22 protein-coding genes and 2 pseudogenes are annotated in these 24,201 nt (G+C 43.3%); 9 read left to right on the top strand and 15 right to left on the bottom strand.

Annotated features, from left to right (window positions below; all coding sequences use genetic code 11):
* The 8 genes from BAE46_RS09460 to BAE46_RS09495 all read right to left on the bottom strand — a co-directional run bounded on the left by BAE46_RS09460 (window position 1) and on the right by BAE46_RS09495 (window position 8,311).
* Window positions 1-606 carry a cbb3-type cytochrome c oxidase subunit II gene (locus BAE46_RS09460; protein ID WP_006005186.1) on the bottom strand — a complete coding sequence of 202 codons (606 nt, stop codon included), beginning with the start codon at window positions 604-606 and terminating at the stop codon, window positions 1-3.
* Window positions 603-2,219: a cbb3-type cytochrome c oxidase subunit I gene (locus BAE46_RS09465; protein ID WP_006005184.1), complete on the bottom strand. Its 1,617-nt coding sequence runs from the start codon at window positions 2,217-2,219 to the stop codon at window positions 603-605. The genes BAE46_RS09460 and BAE46_RS09465 overlap by 4 nt, the downstream gene beginning before the upstream one ends.
* Window positions 2,220-2,540: 321 nt before the next feature.
* Window positions 2,541-3,251 carry a Crp/Fnr family transcriptional regulator gene (locus BAE46_RS09470; protein ID WP_006005180.1) on the bottom strand — a complete coding sequence of 237 codons (711 nt, stop codon included), beginning with the start codon at window positions 3,249-3,251 and terminating at the stop codon, window positions 2,541-2,543.
* Between the two features lie 159 nt (window positions 3,252-3,410).
* The gene (locus BAE46_RS09475) at window positions 3,411-4,127 is read right to left on the bottom strand and encodes a Crp/Fnr family transcriptional regulator (protein ID WP_006005178.1); all 717 of its coding nucleotides are present in this window, start codon (window positions 4,125-4,127) and stop codon (window positions 3,411-3,413) included.
* A gap of 37 nt (window positions 4,128-4,164) precedes the next feature.
* Window positions 4,165-5,154: a protease modulator HflC gene (gene hflC, locus BAE46_RS09480; RefSeq protein ID WP_070112534.1), complete on the bottom strand. Its 990-nt coding sequence runs from the start codon at window positions 5,152-5,154 to the stop codon at window positions 4,165-4,167.
* On the bottom strand, window positions 5,151-6,146 hold the full coding sequence (gene hflK, locus BAE46_RS09485; protein ID WP_244885003.1) for an FtsH protease activity modulator HflK: 996 nt from the start codon (window positions 6,144-6,146) through the stop codon (window positions 5,151-5,153). The genes hflC and hflK overlap by 4 nt, the downstream gene beginning before the upstream one ends.
* An 890-nt stretch (window positions 6,147-7,036) precedes the next feature.
* The gene (locus tag BAE46_RS09490; RefSeq protein ID WP_006005169.1) at window positions 7,037-7,990 is read right to left on the bottom strand and encodes a patatin-like phospholipase family protein; all 954 of its coding nucleotides are present in this window, start codon (window positions 7,988-7,990) and stop codon (window positions 7,037-7,039) included.
* 141 nt (window positions 7,991-8,131) lie between these two features.
* Window positions 8,132-8,311: a hypothetical protein gene (locus BAE46_RS09495; RefSeq protein ID WP_070112537.1), complete on the bottom strand. Its 180-nt coding sequence runs from the start codon at window positions 8,309-8,311 to the stop codon at window positions 8,132-8,134.
* A 58-nt stretch (window positions 8,312-8,369) separates the two neighbouring features.
* Between BAE46_RS09495 and BAE46_RS09500 the strand changes: the two genes are divergently transcribed.
* A complete protein-coding gene (locus BAE46_RS09500) occupies window positions 8,370-8,990 on the top strand; it encodes an SRPBCC family protein (RefSeq protein WP_006005164.1) in 621 nt (206 codons plus the stop codon).
* 281 nt (window positions 8,991-9,271) lie between these two features.
* Here the strand turns inward: BAE46_RS09500 and nhaD are convergent.
* Window positions 9,272-9,499, bottom strand: a pseudogene (nhaD, locus tag BAE46_RS09505) (sodium:proton antiporter NhaD); the annotation flags it as partial.
* A 101-nt stretch (window positions 9,500-9,600) separates the two neighbouring features.
* Between nhaD and BAE46_RS09510 the strand changes: the two are divergent.
* Window positions 9,601-10,731, top strand: a complete 1,131-nt coding sequence (locus BAE46_RS09510) for a DUF418 domain-containing protein (RefSeq protein WP_070112652.1) — start codon at window positions 9,601-9,603, stop codon at window positions 10,729-10,731.
* A gap of 376 nt (window positions 10,732-11,107) precedes the next feature.
* Window positions 11,108-12,940, top strand: coding sequence for an ABCB family ABC transporter ATP-binding protein/permease (locus tag BAE46_RS09515; protein WP_006005155.1), 1,833 nt, complete (start codon window positions 11,108-11,110; stop codon window positions 12,938-12,940).
* 95 nt (window positions 12,941-13,035) lie between these two features.
* On the opposite strand, the gene BAE46_RS09520 is transcribed toward BAE46_RS09515, so the two are convergent.
* The 3 genes and pseudogenes from BAE46_RS09520 to BAE46_RS09530 all read right to left on the bottom strand — a co-directional run.
* Window positions 13,036-14,376: a class II 3-deoxy-7-phosphoheptulonate synthase gene (locus BAE46_RS09520; RefSeq protein ID WP_070112539.1), complete on the bottom strand. Its 1,341-nt coding sequence runs from the start codon at window positions 14,374-14,376 to the stop codon at window positions 13,036-13,038.
* Window positions 14,377-14,483: 107 nt separating this feature from the next.
* The gene (locus tag BAE46_RS09525) at window positions 14,484-15,263 is read right to left on the bottom strand and encodes an ATP-binding cassette domain-containing protein (RefSeq protein WP_070112541.1); all 780 of its coding nucleotides are present in this window, start codon (window positions 15,261-15,263) and stop codon (window positions 14,484-14,486) included.
* A gap of 59 nt (window positions 15,264-15,322) precedes the next feature.
* A pseudogene (locus BAE46_RS09530) lies at window positions 15,323-15,505 on the bottom strand (FAD-dependent oxidoreductase); the annotation flags it as partial.
* A gap of 210 nt (window positions 15,506-15,715) precedes the next feature.
* Here BAE46_RS09530 and glpK point away from each other — a divergent pair.
* Window positions 15,716-17,200: a glycerol kinase GlpK gene (glpK, locus tag BAE46_RS09535; RefSeq protein ID WP_006005146.1), complete on the top strand. Its 1,485-nt coding sequence runs from the start codon at window positions 15,716-15,718 to the stop codon at window positions 17,198-17,200.
* 5 nt (window positions 17,201-17,205) lie between these two features.
* Here glpK and BAE46_RS09540 read toward each other — a convergent pair whose 3' ends face one another.
* Window positions 17,206-18,168 carry a FecCD family ABC transporter permease gene (locus BAE46_RS09540; RefSeq protein ID WP_006005144.1) on the bottom strand — a complete coding sequence of 321 codons (963 nt, stop codon included), beginning with the start codon at window positions 18,166-18,168 and terminating at the stop codon, window positions 17,206-17,208.
* The gene (locus tag BAE46_RS09545; protein ID WP_070112543.1) at window positions 18,153-18,512 is read right to left on the bottom strand and encodes a low molecular weight protein-tyrosine-phosphatase; all 360 of its coding nucleotides are present in this window, start codon (window positions 18,510-18,512) and stop codon (window positions 18,153-18,155) included. Before BAE46_RS09545 ends, BAE46_RS09540 begins: the two co-directional genes overlap by 16 nt.
* Before the next feature lie 27 nt (window positions 18,513-18,539).
* Between BAE46_RS09545 and BAE46_RS14815 the strand changes: the two genes are divergently transcribed.
* From BAE46_RS14815 to bioA, 3 genes are all read left to right on the top strand, one after another.
* Window positions 18,540-18,701 carry a hypothetical protein gene (locus tag BAE46_RS14815; protein WP_158309264.1) on the top strand — a complete coding sequence of 54 codons (162 nt, stop codon included), beginning with the start codon at window positions 18,540-18,542 and terminating at the stop codon, window positions 18,699-18,701.
* Between the two features lie 79 nt (window positions 18,702-18,780).
* A complete protein-coding gene (gene pepE / locus BAE46_RS09550) occupies window positions 18,781-19,473 on the top strand; it encodes a dipeptidase PepE (RefSeq protein ID WP_070112545.1) in 693 nt (230 codons plus the stop codon).
* A gap of 122 nt (window positions 19,474-19,595) precedes the next feature.
* Window positions 19,596-20,870, top strand: coding sequence for an adenosylmethionine--8-amino-7-oxononanoate transaminase (gene bioA, locus BAE46_RS09555; protein ID WP_070112655.1), 1,275 nt, complete (start codon window positions 19,596-19,598; stop codon window positions 20,868-20,870).
* A gap of 107 nt (window positions 20,871-20,977) precedes the next feature.
* Here the strand turns inward: bioA and BAE46_RS09560 are convergent, their stop codons facing one another.
* Window positions 20,978-21,193 (bottom strand): hypothetical protein, encoded by a 216-nt coding sequence (locus tag BAE46_RS09560; RefSeq protein WP_070112547.1) that lies wholly within the window; start codon window positions 21,191-21,193, stop codon window positions 20,978-20,980.
* Window positions 21,194-21,362: 169 nt separating this feature from the next.
* Between BAE46_RS09560 and asnS the strand changes: the two genes are divergently transcribed.
* Window positions 21,363-22,760, top strand: a complete 1,398-nt coding sequence (asnS, locus tag BAE46_RS09565; protein ID WP_006005129.1) for an asparagine--tRNA ligase — start codon at window positions 21,363-21,365, stop codon at window positions 22,758-22,760.
* A 236-nt stretch (window positions 22,761-22,996) separates the two neighbouring features.
* Window positions 22,997-24,190 carry an efflux RND transporter periplasmic adaptor subunit gene (locus tag BAE46_RS09570; RefSeq protein ID WP_070112549.1) on the top strand — a complete coding sequence of 398 codons (1,194 nt, stop codon included), beginning with the start codon at window positions 22,997-22,999 and terminating at the stop codon, window positions 24,188-24,190.
* Window positions 24,191-24,201 lie beyond the last annotated feature (11 nt).

The following is a 24,201-nucleotide window of genomic DNA, read 5'->3' on the forward strand; positions in this document are numbered from 1 at the left end:
TTACTCCTCATCTATTTTAGCTTGTGGCAAGGTAGGTGCAGGATAAGTATGATCAAGTGACAACAAATACGCCACCAATGCCATGCCTTCTTCAGTGACTATCAGCTGCCCCGATCCGGGACCATAAGGAGGCGGCATATTCACAACCTTATCATTGGGGCCCGCTTTTTCAACGTGACGGAATAAAAAGCGATAAGGTGGCATTATGCTGCCTTTCATTACTGCTTGAGGGTTATATAAATGAATTAAATGCCAGTCTTCGCTGGGCTGGCGCGCACCTATATTGAACAAATCGGGTCCCGTGCGCATAGTGCCCATTAAGTGTGGCCAATCATTCGCATAATCACCGGGTACCGAGGGTCGTCCCCAGCCGCGATCTCTATCACCCGAGGCAAAGCTAGGATCTCGCGGTTGCTGGCTATGGCAATACATACAACCATTGGCAATATACGTTTGACGACCCATTAATTCTTGCTGCGTGTAGGGTTTTAGGCCGGGAGGGACGGCTTCTGCCGACATTTGTAAATACGGCATTACCACCAAGGTTAATGTGGCCAGCAGCAAAATAAACGCGGCTCCCATCATAATAGCAAGAACACGTGTCATTGCGATATCTCCTTAGTGCGAACACGAAATAGAGTGGGTCCTTGTGTCATCGCACCGCGACGTGACAACATAAAAATGAAATGCACTACAAATACAATATGACCCGCCACCATTAGGCCCCCTCCTAGTGAACGTGCCTGTAGATACGGAATTGTCATTTGGACTATTTCTAAAAACGGTGTTTTAGCATCCAGTAGTGCAAGGCCCTGCAGCCAACCTGCCGTCGTCAGAGATACGAAGTATATTAAAATACCTATCGCTACTAACCAAAAATGCAGGCTGATCATTCGCCGCCACGGCCACTCTCTATCGGTTAGTCTCGGCATTATGAAATATATGGCACCAAACAAGATAAAACTTAAAAAGGCATACATACCCAAGTGGGCGTGAGCTATGGTGTAATGCGTGAAATGGGTAATAACGTTAACGCTACGCAATGCCATCAGTGAACCTTGCAACGAGGTTGCGGTATACATAAGCGCCCCTATCCATACAAAGCGTAAAGTAGGTGATTCTTTAATACGACCAAAACTGCCCCACATGGTACCGTGATGATTAATCGCGACGGTTATCACGGGAATTGACATCATGACGCTGTGCACGATAGACAGCGTCACGAGCCACGTTGGAATGGGCCCACCAATAAGATGATGAATGCCTACTTGACTGTAGAATAACGCCAACGACCAAAACCCAATCAATGATAATTTATAGGAAATAATTGGGCGCCCTAGTATTTTGGGAATTATATAGTAAGCAATACCAATGCCTAATGGGGTAACCCACAATCCCAGCACATTGTGCGCAAACCACCAATTAACAGTGGCACCCGTAGCACCCGGAAATACCTTAGGTACATTTGCAATGAAAAAAAGGAACGGAAACCAAACTAAGGCCGCCAAAAAGTACCAGCTTGACACATACAGGTGTTCTACCGTTCGCCGTGCACAGGTAAGTAGTAAAGGCACTGCACATAGGGCACCGCCCAATACAAATAAAAAGTCAACTTGCCAAGGAAACTCCAACCATTCCTGGCCATCGGATAATCCAAAGTTGATGGCCCCCAAGCCCAAAATAACGCCAATATTCCAAATAATAGCGCCAGTGACTGCATAGGGAGTGCCACGCAAAGGCGTTTTAAATAGTCGTGGGACCAAAAACAGCACCGCTCCAATACCTGCCATTGATGACCAGCCATACACGACTGCATTCAAATGCATGGGCCGTATACGCCCAAATGTCCACCACTGGCTGTCTGCCATAAATTCTGGATAATGCATTTTAATAGAGGCAAGTAGTCCGTAAAAAGAACCGATTAATAGCCAAAAAACGGCTGAAGAAAGCCAAATAAGAACAGCAGGCTTGGATGATTGGTCCTGCACCCTGCGAGCAGTAAAGGCTTCTTTTGCAGCTTTGCTGTCACCTTTATACGCTGAAGTATCTTCTCGCGCTGGATCTTCACTATGGCCTTCTTCACCGGGTGTAAAAATAGTACGAGCCGCGTTTTGGCTATTGCTGAATTGATTAGTAGAAATAGACCAGATGAGTACCAGCAAACCCACGGTAGACAGTAAGAATGTGATAATAAGTAAAAGTGCTATGGTTGGTGTCATAGTGAACCTTATTTATTGTTATATCTGCACTTTTGAGCGGAATATTCGAGCGAGCTTGTTTTTATTAAACCCTTTGTGGAACTAAGATGCAGCTAAGTAATATGATGACACAAATGAATTTCAGACGACCGCTGCGTAGTAAGCAATGGCAGGTATACTTTAGTATAAATAAAATAGCAGAGTTTTTAAACTTTATATGTGCGCTAGCGCACATATAAAAAGGAAGGCTGCATGGCCCCACAAGGCGTGTTTAATCAGATATGCGTTATGCACGGCACAGTCAAGTCGCTTTTTATGCTTGCAGATTAAGGGATAATTGGCTCATAGCGTGTTAGCATAAGTACTTAAACGATCTGTTTCCGTTTTCACCACGCTGTAGCACTCGCAGCACAAGCTTTCAAGTTTGGTTCTGTCTTTTATCGTGATGTGCCCACGCTTGTAATCAATTACGCCTAGTTTTTGCAGCTTTCCGGCGGCTTCAGTAACCCCCTCTCTTCTTACACCTAGCATATTTGCAATCAACTCTTGGGTCATCGTCAGATCATCCGTGGTCAGCCGGTCGAGTGACAATAGCAACCATCTACAAAGCTGTTGATCAATAGAATGATGGCGGTTGCAGACGGCCGTTTGCGCCATTTGTGCCATTAGTGACTGGGTATAACGTAACATTAAGGTACGCACCAAAAGTTCACTATTGAATTCGCTGCGTAGTGCAGCAGCAGGCAAGCTAAATGCATAACCTGCACTTTGCACAACCGCTTGATTTGGCGTACTCTCGCCCCCCATAAATACGGCAGTGCCAACTACGCCCTCATTACCTACCACAGATATTTCTGCTGATGAGCCATTTTCCATAACCGATAGCAAGGACACAATACTATTAGCCGGAAAATATACAGAAACAACATTCTGGCCCGATTCATATAAGACTTTACCTAAGGGCAATTTAACCAGCTTTAGTTGCGGGAAAAGTCGAGCTTTACTCTGCTCTGGAAATGCGCTTAGCAGTTTATTGTCGGTAGGTTTATTCATTAATTCCCTTTGTTGCATAAAATGTAAGCGAATTTTGGATGTGCTTTTTATAATAATAGCATAATAGGCATGCCTGTGGTATTGACAGCCTTTGGACAGTGCACTGTTTACAACGTTATTTGTTTAGCCCAAGTCACACCTTCAATAAAATTTACGTATTTAATTTTGGATAATTAGGTGTCTTTTGTAAGTGTTAATAGCCATGCGAAAACATTGACAAGACCGTTTTTCAAGGCCTGCTCTAGATAAAACTTGAATGTGTCCTCGTTTGTAAGTGATAAGACCCTCGTTTTGCAAAAAACCTGCCGCGATAGTAACCGCGCTGCGGCGTACGCCTAGCATTTTTGCTAAAAATTGATGGCTTAATTGGAGATCATTGCTTTGGGTGCGGTCTTGGGTCATTAATAGCCATTTTGCAAGGCGCTGCTTTACTTCATGAAAACTGTTGCAGGCAACGGTTTGAGACAGTTGTTGTATCAATACAAACAGATAGCGTTGGCTTAAGTCGCTCATCGTTTTACTACTATTCAAGCACTTAACAAACACGTCTGCATCCATTTGCAACGCGGTGCCCGTGCCCTGCACAATGGCCTTCATAGGTGCCTGCTTGCTGCCAAGGACAAGCGTTGCGCCCAGCATGCCTTCAGTACCAATTAAACCGATTTCTAAAAACTGCCCGTCAGAATTGTTAGCCAGAAGTGAAATAAAGCCTGTTATTGGAAAATAAACAAATTCTACTGTCTCATCGGCACAGCATAGCATTTCTCCAAACACTAAATCTACAAGCTTACATTGCTCTAAAACCCTCTGTTTATCACAATGCGGTAAGTTACTTAATAATTGATTGCTTATTTGTGTGCCGCGTGTTTCCGTCAATAGCTTCTCCAAATTCAAGATGCTTCGCTTGATCAACTCAAGGTTTACTTTTCAGTGGTGTTTGGCTGACTTGCGTATGCTGCAAATACCTAAACAACTCACTGTCGGTCGACAACACCAATGTTGTATTTTGACCCAGCGTTTGTTCGAAAGCCTGTAAAGAGCGCGTAAAGGAATAAAATGCGACGGCTTGTTCATTTTGATTGTAAGCAGAAGCATAAATAGCCGCGGCCTTGGCGTCAGCTTTACCTCGTATTTCGACTACCTCACGATAAGCTTCCGACTGAATTTTGTCCAAATCACGTTCTCGGTTGCCTCTTATGCGCGCTGCCTCGCCTTTGCCTTCTGACAAAAATCGCTCTGCTATTTGACGACGTTCACTTATCATCCGCTCGTATATTTTTGGCCTTACACTCTCATTATAATTAATACGCTTGAAGCGAATATCCATAAGTTCAATACCAAACACTTTGACTTTTTCTGCCGCTGCATCAAATATATCTTGCTCCACTACTAAGCGACCCTTGGTAATAGGTACCAAGCTACCAATATTCTGTTCTTTTTCAGCTTGCGTGAGTGATGCGTCTCGCAAAGGTTGGCGGTCTTTCATTGTGCGAATAATTTCAATTAACTCGTGCGTGGCTACCGCATTTCTGGTCTCACTACCAAAAATATCATCCAGTCTGGATTGGGCGCTACGCTCATCACCCAAGCGTAAAAAGTATTGTAATGGGTCGGTTACCTGCCAGCGTGCATAAAGACTTACCGAAATATATAACTTGTCTTTAGTTGGCATATCTGAGGGTGTGCCTTCCCATTCTAATACGCGCTTGTCTATAGAATTAACGTTTTGAATGAAGGGGACTTTAAGTTTAATGCCAGCATCTCTAATTGGTTCGCCTACAGGCTTGCCAAACTGCGTAATAACCACCTGCTCTACTTCATTTACGGTATACAAAGCGCTATATAATGTTAGTACCCCAAGTGCTGCTAAAATGCTGCTGCCTACTACTAAATAAGATTTCATGGTTTTTGACCTTCTATTTGTTGGCCTGCTAATGGTTGATTTTTGTTGGGTGTTAAATTTAATAACGGTAAAACCCCCATCGCTTGACTATCAATAATAATTTTTTCTTTAATGCTTGGCATAACCTCTGTCATTGTCTCTAGATATATTCGCCTACGAGTAACCTGGGGCGCCTTTTGATACTCATCAAATAAGGCATTGAAGCGCAATGCATCACCTTGGGCTTCATTAATACGCTTAATGCGATAGCCGTCGGCTTCCCTTATGCGTTGGTCGCGCTCGCCCTCTGCCAGCGGTATAATGCGGTTGTAATCTCGCCGTGCCTCGTTAATCAGCTTCTCTTTTTCCTGCTGAGCTTGGTTGACTTCATTAAAAGAAGCCTGCACCGGTACTGGCGGGTTAATATTTTTTAGCTGTACTTGGTCAATACTTATTCCCATTACATATTGACTAGAAAGCGCCTGCATCTTACGTAAGGCTTCAACTTCAATTTCTTGCCTACCGATGGTGATCACTTCATCGACGGTTCTATCCCCGACTACTTCTCGCATAACGGATTCAGATACATAGCGTAAGGTGCCTGCAGGATCGCGCACCTCAAATAAGTAATTTTTAGGGTCGGCTATGCGATATTGAATCACCCATTCCACCAGCGCGGTGTTTAAATCACCCGTTACCATTTGTGTTTCCTGTAACTGGTTTTCTCTTGGTGAAATATTTGGCGCAAATGAACGGATATTATTGTTAGGGTTAATATTTTGATAAGGATCTTCAGCCCCTGGGGTAGAAAAACCAAACTCTTGCTTTAGCTGGCGCTTAATGGGCACTGTAGTAACATGGTCAACCCCTAAGGGTATTTTCACATGCAAGCCAGGTGGCAAGATTTCTTGAAACTTACCAAACCTTAATACCACCGCAACTGAATCGCTGGGCACTGTGTATACGGCGGTGTAGCCTGTAATAAGCAGCACTAACAAGACTGCAACTGTCAAGATAGTGCTAAATTTGCCACCCGGCAGCTTTTTATATTTTTGTAAGAGATTACTCGCGACTTTATCTATGTCAGCCGGAGTGTCTCTATCTTGGGATTTTTTGCTATTTTCATTTTGAGTGGAAATGATGTTCTCCTTTTCAAAAAATTAACACTATGGCAACACTGTTGCGCTACATAAGTGCGTTACGAACAAACAGATCCTAGCGTGATTACATGGACAGGTCTGTGCGGTACAACACCTAGTGTTTTTTAACTGAAATGTTGTGGTGGAATAATGGGAGACTTCAATAAAGGCTGTTCAGCAACATTTACACAGTAAAGTAAGTGATATTGTGGGTAATTTCTAGCGTTCAGATGCAAATTTCAATGACTCAATGATTCAGATCAAGTTGGCATGAACAATTAAGCCTAAAATAAGGCAGTCCTTAGACTAATCATCAAGTTATACGAAAATGGATACAAAAATGAGGGTTTCTCTTATTAACACAGAAATTCAGACTTCACTTGGCAGCGCGTTTTTCAAACCCGCAATACAACGAGGTTATCACTATTTTTAGCGATCAAAACGCGCTAGAAAAAATGCTCGTAAACCACTTTATAGACTTATTTGTCGCTGCTTAAATGCCCGGCATGACTTAGAAGTTAAATTGAGACTTCACATAATTATGAAATATAGAAAGCATTTAAGTGATAGCCACTCAAAACATTCCCTAAAGCCGAGTTTACTTCCGATCGCATAAAATGCGTCACCTACTCGATGTTAGCCGAAGCGCTCTGGCACTCTAGCGACGCGCAAAGCCGTTAAAAGGCCACTAGCTAAGCCAATAATTAAGGAGATTTACCAAACCGATTTCTTCACTTATAAAGAGCCGGTGTCGTAGAAAGTATTTATTGAGTATGCAAAAAAGCGTTGCCCGCATCGATACCCGCTCTATAATCATGCTGTAAATCAATATCGGAACTGCCTAATAACTTACTTTGAAGAGTATCTTTGGCAAAAATTTGAAGGATCTCTACGTCGCTTGGAGGATCTTTAATAAAGGCGAGCTCTTTGTTATAAGCTTGCTCATGCTGAACAAGGTAATCAATGCTTTTCGGGCAATGCCCAGACATGTATATCCATGACTTTAATTTCTGTATCCAAGCAGACTGAGAGTGAATATCTGTATTCACTGTGCGAATAACGACAATTTTTCGCGCGCCACGGCGATAGGCTTCACTCACCGGCAAAGGCGCAGAAAGCCCGCCATCTAGGTAAAAGTCGGCTTGAGGATAATCATCGATTATACCGCAATTAGCCGATCTGTTAGTTAATCTAGGAGTCAGTTTAACCCCTTGCTTATATAAAAAAGGTAGTGCACTTGACGCTTTTAGCAGTTGGCGCCAGTGATCGCTATTGCCGTTTGGACGCAAGAAATAACCCTGCCTGTTGCGTGAGTTTGTTGTGGTAATGAATAGCTCTCGTTGCCCCAATGATTTCGTTGCTGCCGTAAAATCCAAGGCAAACTTGCCTTCAGTGGTTTTATCAAAGTACCAATCCAAATCGACAACATTACCCCCTGCTAAACCTCGACTCAGTTGGAAAAAACGCTTACGCCGCGATAATCCGCCAATTGCCCGTTTAGCATAGCCTTTTTGATGAGATAAAAAACTGGTTATATTTTGCGAACCCGCAGACGTACCAATAAATAAATCAAAAGGGTCGTAATCATTCTCTAACCACGCATCTAAAACACCCGCTGTGAATATTCCTCGCTGACCACCACCTTCAGCAACAAGCGCCATTTTACCATGTGCGGCTTCACAAGAAAAAATGGATGGTCTTGATGCTAAAGCGTTCATAGTGTTTGTCCTTCGTCGAGCTGAAAGCCACTTTTATATTAACCAATGGTGGCATTAATAATATAAGTTGGTCTGTACGCTAGAGCACCTACGGCGTTTTAATACACCACAGCTTAAGAAAGTCACATCTGAGGCATTATTTCAAGCACTTGCACTAAGCACAGTTTTAGCGTAAAAATATTCGCCAATATTGGCATCAGGTTTAGTTGCGGCATCCGTTTTAATAGCAGCATCAATACTGACGTCTACATCAATCACGTCGCTTGCATTTGGTATAAGCTGACGACCTGATGCACTTTGTGCAGTAGCAAACTCAAGCATTAAAATAAGTGTCGTAAGCTTAATTAAATATTCTTATAAATGAGTATGATAAAAAGATATGAAGTTAATATATGCAGCAAGGCTTTACCTGTGTTGCCTAATACTGTGCGCAGCAGTAGCCGTAAATTCCCCCTCGTTGAGCGCAGCAAACACCGCTGAGTCAAACAAACAGGAAATAGAGGTAAGCACCTATGAAGCTGATGGGGCAACACATGTAGTGGTAAAAACTCTTGTTCAGTTTTCCCCGCAGTACTTTCTAGCCTTAATGTCACATTCGAATGAAAATTGTTCGTGGATAGACAAATGTGTGTCGGTGACTATTTTTGATAATAAACATGCGGCAAAGAGAGTAATTCAAACCCACATCAATGCTCCGTGGCCATTTAAAGATCGTGACATGGTCGTCACAAGTCGCAGCGAATACGATGAGACAAGCAACACATTAACTATTTTCATAGAGGATGCCAGTAACAATATACCTCATCATCCAAATAGAATTCGGATGACAAACGTATACGGACAGTGGCAAATGAAGCCTTACAACGCGTTATTCGAGCTCAGCTACACTGGCACCGCTAGTCCCAATGGCAACATACCACAGTCATTTGCTTTGCGTTTTCTAAAAGAATCTACTCAACAAACGTTTGAAAACTTACAAGCGCTTGATCAAAAAAATTAAACAAATAAATCGTCAAAACAAAATAAGGAATATTTATATTAAAAATTATTTTGTGTCAAGCTGCACAAAAACTTGCCTATCAGGCAATTAAGCCCCTTGCATAATTGACACTGGCCGCTCTGGATTTAAAACTGAAACCATATTGCTTTTAACATTGAGGCTGTGTGATGCAGTCCGTCATAGCGCTGAACGCTTTGCTGGCTGAACAGGCTGTTGATATTACTTTGGGTATTGTTCATTTCGCGGCGTACGAGCCCTAAAACCTTCGTACGCTGAAAATATTAAAAATAATGCGCATTCAAAGTCAAATGTGTAACTATTCTCGCAGCGTAACCCAGTAAAATAACCGGTGTCCATTTCAAATGGCCAGCAAAGGTATAGTATCCGCTAGCTTGACCCATTAATGCTACACCTGCTGCAGATCCAATTAAGAGAAAACTACCTCCAATCCCTGCGGTAAGCGTTATAAGCAAGCACTGCCCGTGCGACATTTCAGGTATCATCGTCAGCCGCTGTTCAATCACGACTTTAGTCTCATCTTAATAATGGGAAAGTTCAATCAAGGCTTTTCATGCTACATTAGCTAATTATGCACAAGCAGGATATTTTAATGCGCTCAACCTCAATTGATGCCCTACGCGGTATCGCGATTTTGGGTATCTTATTCATGAATATTCCCTTTCACGCAAATATGTTGCTTGGCTATGTCTCATTCGAACCTATGCTTACAAGCGATAAATTGATTACCCTACTGTATAGCATATTTGCAGATGGCCGATTTAGAACTCTTTTTTGTTTGTTGTTTGGCGCAGGCTTGGCTATTCAATATGAATCCTGTATCACAAAAGGAATCGATACCACTGTCTTCTTAAAATCCAGGCTACATTGGCTAATGTTTTTTGGCCTTATCCACGGTGTATTTATCTTCGGTGGAGACATCCTAATGCTCTATAGCCTATCGGGTCTTCTTTTAATTAGGGGTCTGACATTAGACACTGAAGCGTTATTGCAAAAAGCACGTAAATTTTTAATTATTGGCTGCACAATAATATTACTGATAGCCGCAGCCACTCTTATTTTTGCCGATATGAGTGAACAGGTGTTAAGAGGTACACAAGAATACAAGGAGTCTGTAGCGCTTTGGCAGGGCAATTATTGGTATCAAACGATGATTCACGCTGGTTTTTCTTTAGGAATAGTGATTGCATCCCCTTTGTTTATTTTGTGGCAAACACTGGGGCTTATGTATTTAGGTTGCTATCTCTACCGAGTAGGATTTTTTACACAAGGTTTTAGCCAACCTGCCTTCATAAAAGTGGCTAGCCTTGCGCTTATTAGTACTGCCTTATGTATTGCGCCTCAGATTTTAATGGACAATATCGCCTCTGAAATTATACCGTTAATATCAAGTCTCTCTGCAGTATTTATGGCTTTAGTGTACGCGCACGTTGTTGTTAAACTTTGTCAAACAAAGAGTACCGCTGTAAATGCCTTAGCCGCTATAGGCAAAGTCGCCTTTAGCTTGTACATTATGCAATCTATCTTTATGGGTCTTTTACTGCGCTGGATAATGCCTGAGTTTAGTATTACTGCTAGTCATGTTGATTATTTGCTACTAGTGTTAGTCTATGCAGTTATTCAGATATTGATGGCGACGCTCTACTTGCGCAAATATGAACAAGGACCTTTAGAACTACTTTGGCGTATGCTCTATAACAAAGGTTTTAAAAAAAAGCGTTAAGCCCAATGATGAGCTGAAGAATTGACGCCAGCCAAGTAATTATATTCGCCCAAGCAATCACTCCTTTGGAGGGTATACAGGGATCATCTAGTAATCCCAAGTCATTGGAAAATAGTACGCTTTACCCACTTTTTCATCAAAGACAATGTACCAAAAGCTTTGTCAACGCACTACAACAACGCAAAAGGCGTGATTAGCCAAATATGCGTTATATGCGAAATGCGTAAAATTGCGACCGAGCTTACACTACAATTTATTGCACCTGTGCATTAACAATTTTTCATGTAAATACTAGGCTTAAACAGATATCATAGAGACACCGTTTTACATATATCTATATGTATGAATTCTCATTTTTAGCCAATAGGTCGTGCTTGTGCGTTCATCTAAGTCTCCTGCCAATGAAGAACTTGGTTTTAATTTTCGTGTATTAAAAAAATTGTGGCCTTTTATAACAGAATTTAAAGGTCGAGTGTGGCTCGCCATAAGCTGCTTAATTGGGGCTAAAATAGCCAGTGTTATTCTTCCTTTCACCCTTAAACATATTGTAGACAACCTCAATTTAGACACCCCTAGTGCGGCAATATTGGCTGTGGTTTTGTCGCTTATTATCGCTTATGGCGCACTGCGCTTAGCCAACGTGCTATTTGGTGAAATTAGAGATACGCTGTTTGGTCGTGTTACCGAGCGTGCCATGCGGCGTGTAGGCCTTAAAGTCTTTAACCACTTGCATAAGCTTGATTTGAACTTTCACTTATCGCGCCAGACGGGTGGCTTATCAAGAGACATTGAACGCGGCACCAGCGGCGTGAGTTTTTTAATGCGCTTTATGGTATTTAACATTGTCCCTACTCTGCTGGAAATATCTATGGTGGTAGGTATTTTGTTCTACAACTACGGCTTTACTTTTGCCGGCGTTATTGTGATAGCGGTAGTTACCTACGTTGGCTTTTCGGTTAAGGCTACCGACTGGCGCACTAAGTACGTAAAAGAGCTTAATCAGGCCGACAACACCTCTACTACGCGCGCCGTAGACAGCTTGCTTAACTTTGAAACGGTGAAATACTTCAACAACGAGAAGTACGAAGCAGACCGTTACGACACTGGCCTGGCGAATTGGGAAAACGCACGACGTAAAAATCGTTTATCGCTGTTTGCGCTAAACGGCGGCCAAGCGCTTATTATTGCTATTGCCATGACCAGCATGCTGGCGCTGGCCTCAATTGAAGTAAGCAGAGGCAATATGACCATAGGCGACTTTGTGCTGGTAAACGCGTTTACTATGCAAATATTTATGCCGCTTAACTTTTTAGGTTTTGTATACCGTGAAATCAGAGGTTCATTAACCAACATAGAAAACTTATTCACACTGCTTGAACAAGCGCCTTTAATTGTAGATGCCGACAATGCTAATGAACTGGTGGTGACGCACGGCGAAATCAGATTTGAAAATGTGTGCTTTTCGTATCACCCCGAACGTATTATTATTGAAGACTTATCATTTACGATTAAGCCCGGTACTAAAGTGGCCGTGGTAGGGGAAAGTGGGGCTGGCAAATCAACCTTGGTGAAACTTTTATTTCGCTTCTATGACCCTACCAAAGGTGCAATATACATTGACGACCAGCAAATTAACGGTGTTACCCAAGATTCGTTACGCAAGCATATTGGCATTGTGCCACAAGACACAGTTTTGTTTAATGACACCCTGTATGAAAATATTAAGTATGGCCGCCCCGATGCCACTGAAGCAGAAATAAATCAGGCAATAAAACTTGCGCATTTGCACGACTTTATTGCACGACTGCCCGACAAGGAGCAAACGCAGGTGGGCGAACGCGGTTTAAAGCTCAGCGGTGGCGAAAAACAAAGAGTGGCGATAGCCCGGACTATTTTAAAACGCCCGCCTATTATGGTCTTTGATGAGGCTACGTCCTCTTTAGACTCGCAGTCTGAGCAAGCTATTTTAGGTGCTCTGCAGGAAATATCAAAAGGCCACACAAGCTTTGTGGTCGCTCACAGACTATCGACTATTATGGATGCAGACAACATTTTAGTCATGTCGCAGGGGCGTATTCATGAACAAGGGAGCCATGACGAACTGCTGGCTAAAAATGGCTTTTATAAACGTTTATGGACGGCGCAGCAGCAAAAGTTGAGCACACACGAACAGCTCTTACTTGATCGTCAGGCCAGCTTAAGCACCTAGCCACAATAAGCTAAGCGAACCCGTGCATAAAAAAAGGAAGTAAGCGATAAAGTTTTAATACACCTTATCACTTACTTCCTTTTTAAATAGCTAGCTTATTTCTTAAGATGATCAGCCACTAAAAACGCCATCTCAAGTACTTGATCTGCATTTAAGCGCGGATCGCACTGAGTTTTATAGGCCTGAGCTAAGTCGGCATCGCTAATTTGGTATGCACCGCCGGTACATTCGGTGACATGTTGTCCCGTCATTTCTAAATGGATCCCGCCGGCGTGAGTGCCTTCGGCTTTATGCGCATCAAAAAACTGCTTTATTTCGCTCAAAATAGCATCAAAATTACGCGTTTTATACCCGCTTGAGGCTTTAATGGTATTGCCATGCATTGGATCTGAACTCCACACAACGTGGCGACCTTCTTGCTTTACGCGGCGCAGTAAACGCGGTAAGTTTTTACCTAACATGCCAGCGCCCATGCGCGTGATTAACGTTAAACGACCCGGGATGTTGTTAGGATTTAGCGCGTCGATAAGCTTTATTAGCTCATCTTCTTGCATAGTAGTTCCTATTTTCACCCCAATAGGATTGTTTATACCGCTAAAAAACTCCACATGAGCATGGTCTAGCTGGCGCGTTCGCTCGCCTATCCATAGCATGTGGGCTGAGCAGTTATAAGGCTTACCGGTTAGCGTATCGATCCGCGTAAGCGCCTGTTCATAGTTCAATAACAAGGCTTCGTGCGAGGTATACAAGCTAGTTTCATGTAGGGCTGCGTTTGACTCCTTATTAATACCAATGACGTCCATGAAAGAAAGCGTGTCTTGAATACGATCTGCAATGTCTTGATAGCGCTCTTTCAAGGGATTATTTTCTAAAAAGGCCATGTTCCAGCGGTTAACTTGATGCAGGTCGGCAAGGCCGCCTTGTGCAAACGCGCGTAATAAGTTAAGCGTAGATGCGCTTCTAAAGTAAGCATCTAGCAATCTATTAGGATCAGGCTCTCGCGCTTGGGCAGTAAACGCCATGCCATTTATAATATCGCCGCGATAACTAGGCAGCTCAACCCCGTTTATTACTTCGGTGTCGGTCGAGCGAGGCTTGGCATACTGGCCAGCCATTCTAGCCACTTTAGTCACCGGACATCTACCAGCAAAGGTAAGCACAATAGCCATTTGCAGAATGACTTTAAAGGTGTCGCGGATCTTCGGCGCATTAAAATCATCAAACGATTCTGCGCAGTCGCCGCCCTGCAGTAAAAACCCTTTGCCTTGCGATACGTCGCCTAGCTGCTTATATAACTGACGGGTTTCTTCGGCGAAAACTAAGGGCGGGTAACTTGCTAATTTCTGCTCTACGTCTTTAACTAATGCTTTATCTTGGTAATTCGGTTGCTGTAGTATTGGCTTGTTGCGCCAACTATCCATACTCCACTGACTCACGATTATTTATTCCTTCATAGGGTAGATTTATGCCAAAGCGCGGGTAAACACACTGTTAGGCTATTGGTAATATACTAAAAAACGCTAAATAGTATCACATTCATTCATTAAATGGATTGATTAGGCGCGCTTACAATATATTTTTGAGTGTTATGCTCGTTAACAATTTGCACAAAGCTATGATCGAAAATTGTTTGTAAATTATCTAAGCGCATCACCTCGTTTGTAAGGCCCTGAAATACAAGTTGCTGTTCTTTTAACAGGCCTATGTGACTTGCATACTGCTGGCTAAGATTAAGATCGTGACTGGTCATAATAACCGTATTGCCCATTTCACACACGTGCTGCAGTAATGACAATATTGCGCACTGATACTTTACATCAAGGTGGCTTATAGGCTCATCTAACAGAATAAGGCCTTCGCCTTTTACTATAGCGGACCAAATTTGACATAAATTACGCGCAATATGGAAACGTTGCTGCTGCCCACCTGAGAGGGTAGAAAGTGGTTTATGCAATAAAGATGCAATGTGTAAGTGCTCTTCTATTTTTCTGGGTATATGCGTACTATTTGTATAAAAATGCAGTAATTGAAACAGCGGAATATCAAACTCACTTTGCTGTTGTTGATGCAAGAAACAGCGGATTGTGGCCAGTTGCGCTAAAGAATGTTCAGCCAGCGGAATGTCGCCTAGTGTCAACACGCCATGTGTGGGTGTTTCGATGCCAGATAGAAGTAAAAGTAAACTGGATTTGCCGGCCCCGTTTGGACCAAGTAGATGCCAGCACTGACCTTTATTAATGCACATACTGACTGTTTTAACTCGCGCCTGCAAAGTCACGTTTTTAAGCTCATACGACGAGCCAATAGTAGAATTTATTAACACATTAGCTGCCTATTTTCCTGAATATTTGCATTGTTTTCGAAATGTTTTATGCCACCCTAGGCTAAACTAGATAAATTTGAAGAGGTTTCGTCAGCAAAATTGCCTTTATCTATGAGCGCTACCTTAAGTCCCTTGCGTGCAAGACTAGCCGCTGACACAGCGCCATTTATGCCCGCACCTAAGATAAGTGCGTCAAATCCATGTTTAGCTAGTTTTTTAATATTTGTTTGCCGCTGTAGCATTTAAAGTGGTACCTCGTTAATTTGTATGATAGTAATCATTTCGTTTAGTATAGTATCGAAGATTCTACATGCAACTTATAAGAGTATAAAATGAAGGATTAGTGTTGCGCGCTAATCACAATATCTAGCTTCGTGCTATAAAAGATTAATTAATTAATGAGACGCTAAAAATTCAGTCCTAAAAATAGAATAATAAAATGAGATTAAGATATGAGTAATACTGGCATATTATCAATAGATCAAGGCACCACCTCGAGCCGCGCCATTGTGTTTGCGCTAAATGGCCATCAAATTGCCAATGCTCAGCAAGAGTTTACTCAGCATTATCCCGCCAATGGTTGGGTGGAACACGACGTTGAGGAAATTTGGTCTACTACCCTAGACAGTTGTAAAACCGTGATTTCTCAGGCCACTAATAAAGGTGTTGATATTGCCTGTATTGGTATCACTAATCAGCGTGAAACCACTGTAGTGTGGAACAAAGACACTGGCAAAGCTATACACCCTGCTATTGTTTGGCAAGACCGACGAACCGCTGGGTATTGCGAATCGATAAAAGATAGAGAAGCCATGGTTAATTCAAAAACGGGCTTGCTCTTAGACCCTTATTTTTCAGCTAGCAAAATAAAATGGATCTTAGATGAAGTACAAGGTGCGCGGCGTTTAGCTATTAAAGGCAAGCTTGCTTTTGGTACCATCGATAGCTTTTTAATTTGGCGTTTAACCAATGGTAAAGCTCACGTCACCGACGCTACTAACGCTAGTAGAACTAACTTATTCAACATTCATACTCAACAATGGGATGAAGATTTACTTACATTATTTGATATTCCACCTTGTATACTGCCTGAAGTGCTCGACTGCGCAGCTGAGTTTGGTACCTGCGACCCAAGTATATTAGGCAAAGACTATCGTATAACCGGCGTGGCGGGCGACCAGCAGGCAGCGCTTGTTGGCCAGTCGTGCTTTTCTCCAGGGGATTTAAAAAGTACCTATGGCACGGGCTGCTTTGCTTTACTAAACACCGGTGACACGCCCGTTTCGTCAAGCCACAAATTACTCACCACCGTAGGATACAGACTTAATGGCAAAACAACATATGCGCTAGAAGGCGCTATTTTTACAGCTGGCGCTAATATTCAGTGGCTACGCGACGGCATTGGCGTGCTGCAACATGCTAAACAAAGCCAAGTATTGGCAGAGTCACTCGACTACGATCACGGCGTATTTTTAGTGCCAGGCTTTGCTGGACTAGGCGCACCGCACTGGAATCCAAATGCAAGAGCAAGTCTTTTTGGTATGACACGAGCAACCGGCCCCGCTCACTTCGCGCGCGCTGCTCTTGAAGCGGTATGTTACCAATCCCACGAACTACAAACCGCCATGAGAAAAGACGGCGTGAGCTCAAATAACGTCTGGGTAGACGGCGGCATGGTGGCCAATGATTGGCTCTGTCAATTCTTATGCGACATATTACAAGTAGAAGTGCAACGACCCAAAATAATGGAGTCGACCGCTTTAGGCGCCGCATTCTTAGCCGGACTGCAAGCAGGCATCTATGAGTCTTTAGACGAGATTAGCGCTGTGAAAACCGTCGATAGAGTATTCATCCCAGAGCTAGGCGATAAAACCCGTCAACGCTTGCTGAAAAAGTGGGCACTGGCGGTTAAAGCAACTCTGGCCTTTGCTGAATAAGCCCATTAGTTTTTCTTCCCAAACAGCACATAAATAAACATTGGGGCACCTATGCTTGCGGTTAGCATAGACAACGGCACCGAAGTGGTAAAGGCGTATTCGTTTATAAGCGCGCACAGCGTAATTACGATAGCACCTAGCAAACCCGAATATAAAAACACCTGTGAATTGTCATAGCCGTGAAGCCTTCGCACAGCGTGGGGTACAAGCAGACCTAAAAAGGCAATAGAGCCGGCAATTGACACGCTCAAGCCCACCAGCAGTGCTACTAAAATGAATACTTTGGTCTGTAAGGCTTTCGCCTTTACGCCTGCCGTAAGCGCAGCATGTTCTCCTAAATATAAGGCATTTAGCTTAGGTGCACTTTTTGCCAACATGAACAGTCCAAATGCCATAATAGGCAGCACCAAACTTAAGCTTTTATAGTTGGTATACTGCAGTGACCCCATAAGCCAGAAGGTTAAACTTTGCAGAGCTTGAGGCGGTGCAACTAAGTAAATCCAGCCGACTAGCGCACTGAACGTGGTCGAGATAGCAATACCCGCTAAAATGAAACTCGACACGCTATGACCAATTTTTTTAGCCACCGCATATATTAATGCTCCTGATAAACAAGCCCCTACGAAACACAAGGCAGGTAATAAGTAAATACTGTGGGTATAGAGAGTTTGGTTTGGTATAACGCCCAAGCTACTAACAAACACCAAAAATAGCGCCGCCATCAAGCTAGCACCACTTGAAATACCAATAATACCAGGGTCTGCTAGGGGGTTGTTAAGATTAACTTGAAGCGCAGCCGACGCCACTGAGATTGAGGTGCCTACCGCAATGGCCGTTAGCAATATAGGCAATTTAATGTGGAATACGATATACCACTCAAGCTGCGTGTTGCCAGTGACTAAGGCGGGCACCAAGTACAAGGCTGCGACTATTACCAGCGCTAGGCTATACTTTAACCATGCAGGCAAAGACAATACTTCTTAACTTTATGCTGATGCTCTTCGGGGGATTTACGCTTTAATTCTCTAACATTAGACTTGCCCATGGCAATAATGTAGTCAAGTTTCCCGAAATCCTCTACACTCACCCGGCGACACTTCAACGAGCTTAGGGCATAATTACGCCGCTGAGCAAGCTGCTGAGAACGCTTGTCTGGCGCCACCCCGTTTTGGAAACCGGCGGTACCAGCAGAGTCAAGGTGCACGTTAAAACCCTGGCGCTTGGCTTTGTCGCCAAACATACCTTCGGCGGTAGGAAAACGACAAATATTACCCAAACAAACGAATAAAACCGAGACAGTAGAGTGAAGCACTAAAAAGATCCGTCTATGCAATAATTAATGACCAAAAGTATACTAGAGATCACCATGGCTTGCATTAGTCTGCATATTGTTATTTTTTTGTCGTTTTTCTTTTACGCGCTTTTCGTTAACGTGTTTATCGTGAACGTTGTCGACCGCGTTGCCCATATAAACGCCTTAATTGAGCGCTTGAAAAAGTAGTGTAAAGCTACATATATACTATAGCGGTAAAGATGGTAAGCCTGATTAATATAAATCATTATTTGGAGAGTTTAGTTTCATGAATGTATTAATGCTAAGTAGTTCACGCTTTGGTGAATATGATTATTTAGCCTACGCCGAGTCGTGGATAAACGAGCATTTAGGCGCTGTAAAAAATGTTCTTTTTATTCCATATGCGGGGATAACCATGGGCTGGGACGCCTATACTGTTGCAGTACAAAGCGCGCTTCAGCATTTGAAGGTGACTGGCATTCACGAAAGTGATAATCCTAAAATGGCGATTCAAAATGCCGAGGCAATATTAGTGGGCGGTGGTAATACCTTCAACCTGCTGCACTTGCTGTATGAGCATGACTTAATTGACGCCATAAAACACAAGGTTGAACAAGGTACGCCTTATATAGGCTGGAGCGCAGGCAGTAATATTTGTGGCTTGAGCATTCGTACCACAAACGATATGCCCATTATTGAACCAAAGTCGTTTGACGCCCTACACTTTGTAAATGCGCAGTTAAATCCTCATTATACCGACTATGTTGCGCCTAACTTTCATGGTGAAACGCGTGACCAGCGTTTAGCTGAATTTTGTACACTACAACCAACAGTGCCGGTGTTAGCTATTCGCGAGGGCAGTGCCCTGCTTATTAGAGATAACAAATTAAGGCTGCTTGGTGAGCTAAATGGCTTTGTGTTTGCTTCACAAGAAAAAATTTCGTTCGATAACACGCAGGACTTAACGGAATACCTTTAAAAATGAGTCTATCAGCTTAGTACATTGTCAACATAAATGGCTATATAATCTGCACTATAGGGTAAATATTGAACACACCAAAGCATAAGCAAATCACTAACCAGAGCGCAAAAACCACATCAATGTCTAATATAGAGTTTGATAAGCGTCATATTTGGCATCCTTATACCTCATCTAATAATCCTTTACCTTGCTATGAGGTGGTAGGCGCAAGTGGCGTGCATATTGAGCTTAGCACAGGCGAAAAAATAGTAGACGGCATGTCTTCTTGGTGGGGTGCTATTCATGGCTATAATCACCCCGTATTAAACCAAGCCGCTAAAAATCAGCTCGATAAATTTTCTCATGTCATGTTTGGCGGACTTACCCATCAGCCTGCGGTCGACTTATGTAAAACCCTTATTGATATTACACCGCTAGGTTTGAATCGCGTATTTTTGGCCGACTCAGACTCGGTGGCGGTTGAAGTGGCGATTAAAATGGCCATGCAGTACTGGGCCTGTCAGGGTCGTGAAACTAAGAATAAGGTATTAGCTTTGCGAAATGGCTATCATGGCGATACTTTTACCGCAATGTCGGTGTCGGACCCTATAAGCAACATGCATTCTTTATTTAAAAATAGCCTTATAGAACACTATTTTGCGCCTGCACCACAAACGCAATTTAATCAACGTTGGAACCCAGATGAGATAGCGCCGCTGCGCGATATTTTAGATGAACACCACGCCAGCATCGCCGCGCTTATTTTAGAGCCTATTGTGCAAGGCTCTGGCGGCATGCGCTTTTATCACCCAGAGTATTTAAAAGCCTGTCGTCAGCTGTGTGACCAGTACGACGTCTTGCTAATTTGCGATGAAACAGCCACAGGCTTTGGGCGCACAGGCAAATTATTTGCCTGTGATCACGTTAACGTTACACCTGACATTATGTGTTTGGGCAGCGCCATTACTGGCGGCTATATGGCGCTAGCAGCAACCTTATGCACTAACGATGTTGCCCAAGGTGTGTGTGAAGGAAGTCCCGGAGTATTTATGCATGGGCCTACCTGTATGGGCAATCCATTAGCCTGTGCTGTTGCAAATGCGAGCATCGCGTTTTTGTTAAACGCTGATTGGGAATTACGTGTAAACAACATATTTGAGCAACTTAGCGAAGAGTTGATGCCGCTAAAACAACACATCGCCGTGTATGACGTGCGGACATTAGGTGCAATCGGTGTGGTTGAAATGAAGCAATCAGTAGATGTTGCCGCCATTCAAAAAGTATGTATACAGCATGGTGCTTGGATAAAACCGTTTGGCAAACTTGTGTATCTTATACCGCCATTTATATGCAGCAAAACGGATGTTACCACCCTCACAAATGCGCTTAAAAAAGGCATTGAAGCGGCTTGTTAACAACGTCGGTACCTTTTGAAGTGAATTCGCTTCACAATGCGCTATGTTTCGCTGAACTGGGACGCACTTAGATGGCTTAAAGATTTCAGCACGCGAAGCTATTGGGATTACGCTGTCTTTATTCCGGTGATAAATTCGGGCCTAGCGTAATGAAATAAAATAAGCGAGCCGGCTAACAAAGCCCATGCAAATACATTAATCCCCAACACTGCTCGATAAAAAGTATCGTTACTACGGTTCATCTTGCGTCTGTCTTCGAAGCTGTCAAGCATACGCAAACTGCTTTCACCTATAAGCTTGGACGCATCATTTCTATTCGGCATTTTTATTCAGCATATTGTTTATACGGTAGTGTCAACAACGATTGAGTACAGTATACTATTAGTAATAAGGAGAACGGCAACTATATTACGCAAAGCGTTTGTTGCTTATATAACTTACCTTGTCTTTCGGCAAAAAATCAATAGCTTGAGTAAATCTATGGAGAATAATATGAGTAAAGCCCCAGTCGCCGACGTACTGGCTGGTAAATTTGAGGTTGGCAGTACTATCAGCGTACAGGGATGGGTGCGTACCAAACGTGATTCTAAAGCCGGTCTTTCTTTTATTGCCGTGCACGACGGCAGTTGTTTTGACCCCGTACAAGTAGTCGCATTAAATAGCCTTAGTAACTATGAAGACATCCTTAAACTCACCACAGGCTGCTCGCTTGTCGCCACGGGTATTGTTAAGCAGTCCGAAGGTAAAGGCCAAGCAATAGAAATTGAAGCAAGTGACATGCAAATAGTCGGTTGGGTAGAAAATCCAGACACCTATCCTATGGCCGCCAAGCGCCACAGTATTGAGTATTTGCGCGAACACGCTCATCTGCGCGCACGCACCAACCTTATTGGCGCGGTTACACGCGTTAGAAACTCACTGTCTCAAGCAGTACACCGCTTCTTTCACGAGCGTGGCTATCTGTGGATAAGCACACCCATTCTAACCGCTTCTGACACAGAAGGCGCAGGAGAAATGTTTAGAGTCTCCACGCTTGACATGCAAAACTTACCCTTGACCGACAAAGGCCAAGTAGACTACAGCCAAGATTTTTTTGGTAAAGAAACGTTTTTAACCGTGTCGGGCCAATTAAACCTTGAAACCTACTGCACCGCCATGTCAAAAGTATATACCTTCGGACCTACTTTCAGAGCTGAGAATTCTAACACCAGCCGTCATTTAGCTGAATTTTGGATGATAGAGCCAGAAGTGGCTTTTGCCGATTTAGCCACTGTTGCCCAATTAGCCGAAGATTTACTAAAGTATGTGGTAAACGCGGTGCTTGAAGAGCGCGCTGATGATATGGCCTTTTTCCAGCAGCGGGTCGACAAAGACGTACTAAAGCGCTTAACCGCCCTGACTTCTTCTGAATTTGTGCGCATGGACTATACGCATGCCATTGAAATACTGCAAAACTGCGGCAAAAAATTCGAATACCCAGTGCAGTGGGGCGTTGATTTGCAATCTGAGCATGAACGCTACTTGGCCGAAGAACATGTTGGCGCACCTATTATTATGCAAAACTACCCGAAAGACATTAAAGCCTTTTACATGCGCATAAACGATGACGGTAAAACAGTTGCTGCGATGGACGTCTTAGCACCTGGCATTGGTGAAATCATTGGTGGCTCGCAGCGTGAAGAACGCCTTGATGTATTTGATCAGCGCCTTAAAGAAATGAATTTAAATGCCGATGATTATGCATGGTACAGAGATTTACGCCGCTACGGCACCGTGCCTCATGCTGGCTTTGGTTTAGGCTTTGAACGTTTGGTGGCCTATGTTACTGGCGTACAAAACGTGCGCGATGTCATTCCTTTTCCAAGAACGCCAGGTAATGCAAATTATTGATTAGCGCTGGTAGTTAGCTGCTTATTGCAGATACCCTTGGTTTATAACGTGAGTAAACAACTAAAGAAGCTTAGCCAAGAGGCGTAGATAATTTCTACGCCTTTTTCATGTATAAAACAGACCGTTTGAAATAATAAATATTTCGTTACATTTGGCACATAAATTAGACACACATTGCGCGTACACTAGGCCATAGTATAAAAATTATCTTATTATGCGCTACAGGAAACATAAAAATGAAATCCGTGTTGATAAAAATAGCAGTACTTCTTGCCATGTTAGCCATTGGCTTTGGCATTATGGGCCTGATTCATGTAGTCGCCGAAGAGACTGAGGAGAAAAAACCGGTAGATAGCCGACCTGTCGTCAGCGTAGAATTATTGACGCCCATAGACCATCAGGTTGAAATAACCAGTTTTGGTGAACTGACGCCGCTAGAGAGTACTCAGCTTTCAGCGCAAGTAAGCGGCGAAGTGCTCAGCTGGAACGAAAACTTTATAGCCGGCGGTGTGGTAAAGCGCAATGAAATTTTATTTACCATAGAGCCAGATACATACGCAGCTGCGGTGCTGCAAGCTGAAGCGCAAATTTCCTTAGCGCAAGCCACACTCACCGAAGAACTCGCCCGCCAGCAGGTAGCAAAACGTGAAGCGCGTAGTTTGCAGCAAAGCCAAGTAAGCGATCTTTACCTGCGCAAGCCCCAAGTTATGAGCGCCCAAGCTCAGTTGAAATCGGCACAAGCCTCTTTATCCATCGCCAAACGCAACTTAGCCAAGACACAAGTACGTGCACCCTACGACGCCCTCATCATTTCTAGAGACATCGGCACCGGCCAGTTTGTGAGCGCAGGCACGCAGGTTGCGTATCTTAATAATGTTGAAACCGCCGAGGTAATTATTCCCATTGCAGGTTTTGACAGTGCGTTTATTCAAGACGATTTAAAAGACACTTCAGCCACCATAAGTACGCAGGGTCGCAGCAGTATAATTCGTGAAGGTATGGTGAACCGTAATTTAGGCGTGGTTGATCAAAACACTCGCATGCAGCACTTAGTGATCCGCATAGAAGACCCTTACGGCTTAGAAAATAATTTACCCAGCATTAAATTTGGCACCTATGTTCAAGTACGCTTTGCTGGAAAAACCTTGAAAGACGTCTTTAAAGTGCCTCAGTCTTTGGTCAATAAACGTAAAATTTGGCTGGTAGACAGCAATAACAAGCTAGAATCTCATAGCGTAGAAGTTATCCGCGAAGAAGGCACATTTTTCTTTATAAGCAGCGGTGTAAACGAGCGCGACCGCTTAGTTAAAAACTTACCTGAATATCCGCAAAACGGCATGGAAGTAAAAATAATCGAAGTCCCAAGCGCGCTAAATGCCAGCCTTGTGTTACATAATGGCAGCTTTGACCCTGCCACAACGGCACAATAAGGGGCACTAAT

This window comes from Glaciecola punicea, assembly GCF_001756615.1.
GTDB lineage: Bacteria > Pseudomonadota > Gammaproteobacteria > Enterobacterales > Alteromonadaceae > Glaciecola > Glaciecola punicea.

What these genes read in the sequence shown, in the direction of transcription:
- BAE46_RS09460 (WP_006005186.1), bottom strand. Translation starts at nt 606, where the DNA reads ATGACACGTGTTCTTGCTATTATGATGGGAGCCGCGTTTATTTTGCTG.
- BAE46_RS09465 (WP_006005184.1), bottom strand. Translation starts at nt 2,219, where the DNA reads ATGACACCAACCATAGCACTTTTACTTATTATCACATTCTTACTGTCT.
- BAE46_RS09470 (WP_006005180.1), bottom strand. Translation starts at nt 3,251, where the DNA reads ATGAATAAACCTACCGACAATAAACTGCTAAGCGCATTTCCAGAGCAG.
- hflC (WP_070112534.1), bottom strand. Translation starts at nt 5,154, where the DNA reads ATGAAATCTTATTTAGTAGTAGGCAGCAGCATTTTAGCAGCACTTGGG.
- BAE46_RS09490 (WP_006005169.1), bottom strand. Translation starts at nt 7,990, where the DNA reads ATGAACGCTTTAGCATCAAGACCATCCATTTTTTCTTGTGAAGCCGCA.
- BAE46_RS09495 (WP_070112537.1), bottom strand. Translation starts at nt 8,311, where the DNA reads ATGCTTGAGTTTGCTACTGCACAAAGTGCATCAGGTCGTCAGCTTATA.
- BAE46_RS09500 (WP_006005164.1), top strand. Translation starts at nt 8,370, where the DNA reads ATGAAGTTAATATATGCAGCAAGGCTTTACCTGTGTTGCCTAATACTG.
- BAE46_RS09510 (WP_070112652.1), top strand. Translation starts at nt 9,601, where the DNA reads ATGCGCTCAACCTCAATTGATGCCCTACGCGGTATCGCGATTTTGGGT.
- glpK (WP_006005146.1), top strand. Translation starts at nt 15,716, where the DNA reads ATGAGTAATACTGGCATATTATCAATAGATCAAGGCACCACCTCGAGC.
- BAE46_RS14815 (WP_158309264.1), top strand. Translation starts at nt 18,540, where the DNA reads ATGACCAAAAGTATACTAGAGATCACCATGGCTTGCATTAGTCTGCAT.
- pepE (WP_070112545.1), top strand. Translation starts at nt 18,781, where the DNA reads ATGAATGTATTAATGCTAAGTAGTTCACGCTTTGGTGAATATGATTAT.
- bioA (WP_070112655.1), top strand. Translation starts at nt 19,596, where the DNA reads ATGTCTAATATAGAGTTTGATAAGCGTCATATTTGGCATCCTTATACC.
- BAE46_RS09560 (WP_070112547.1), bottom strand. Translation starts at nt 21,193, where the DNA reads ATGCCGAATAGAAATGATGCGTCCAAGCTTATAGGTGAAAGCAGTTTG.
- asnS (WP_006005129.1), top strand. Translation starts at nt 21,363, where the DNA reads ATGAGTAAAGCCCCAGTCGCCGACGTACTGGCTGGTAAATTTGAGGTT.
- BAE46_RS09570 (WP_070112549.1), top strand. Translation starts at nt 22,997, where the DNA reads ATGAAATCCGTGTTGATAAAAATAGCAGTACTTCTTGCCATGTTAGCC.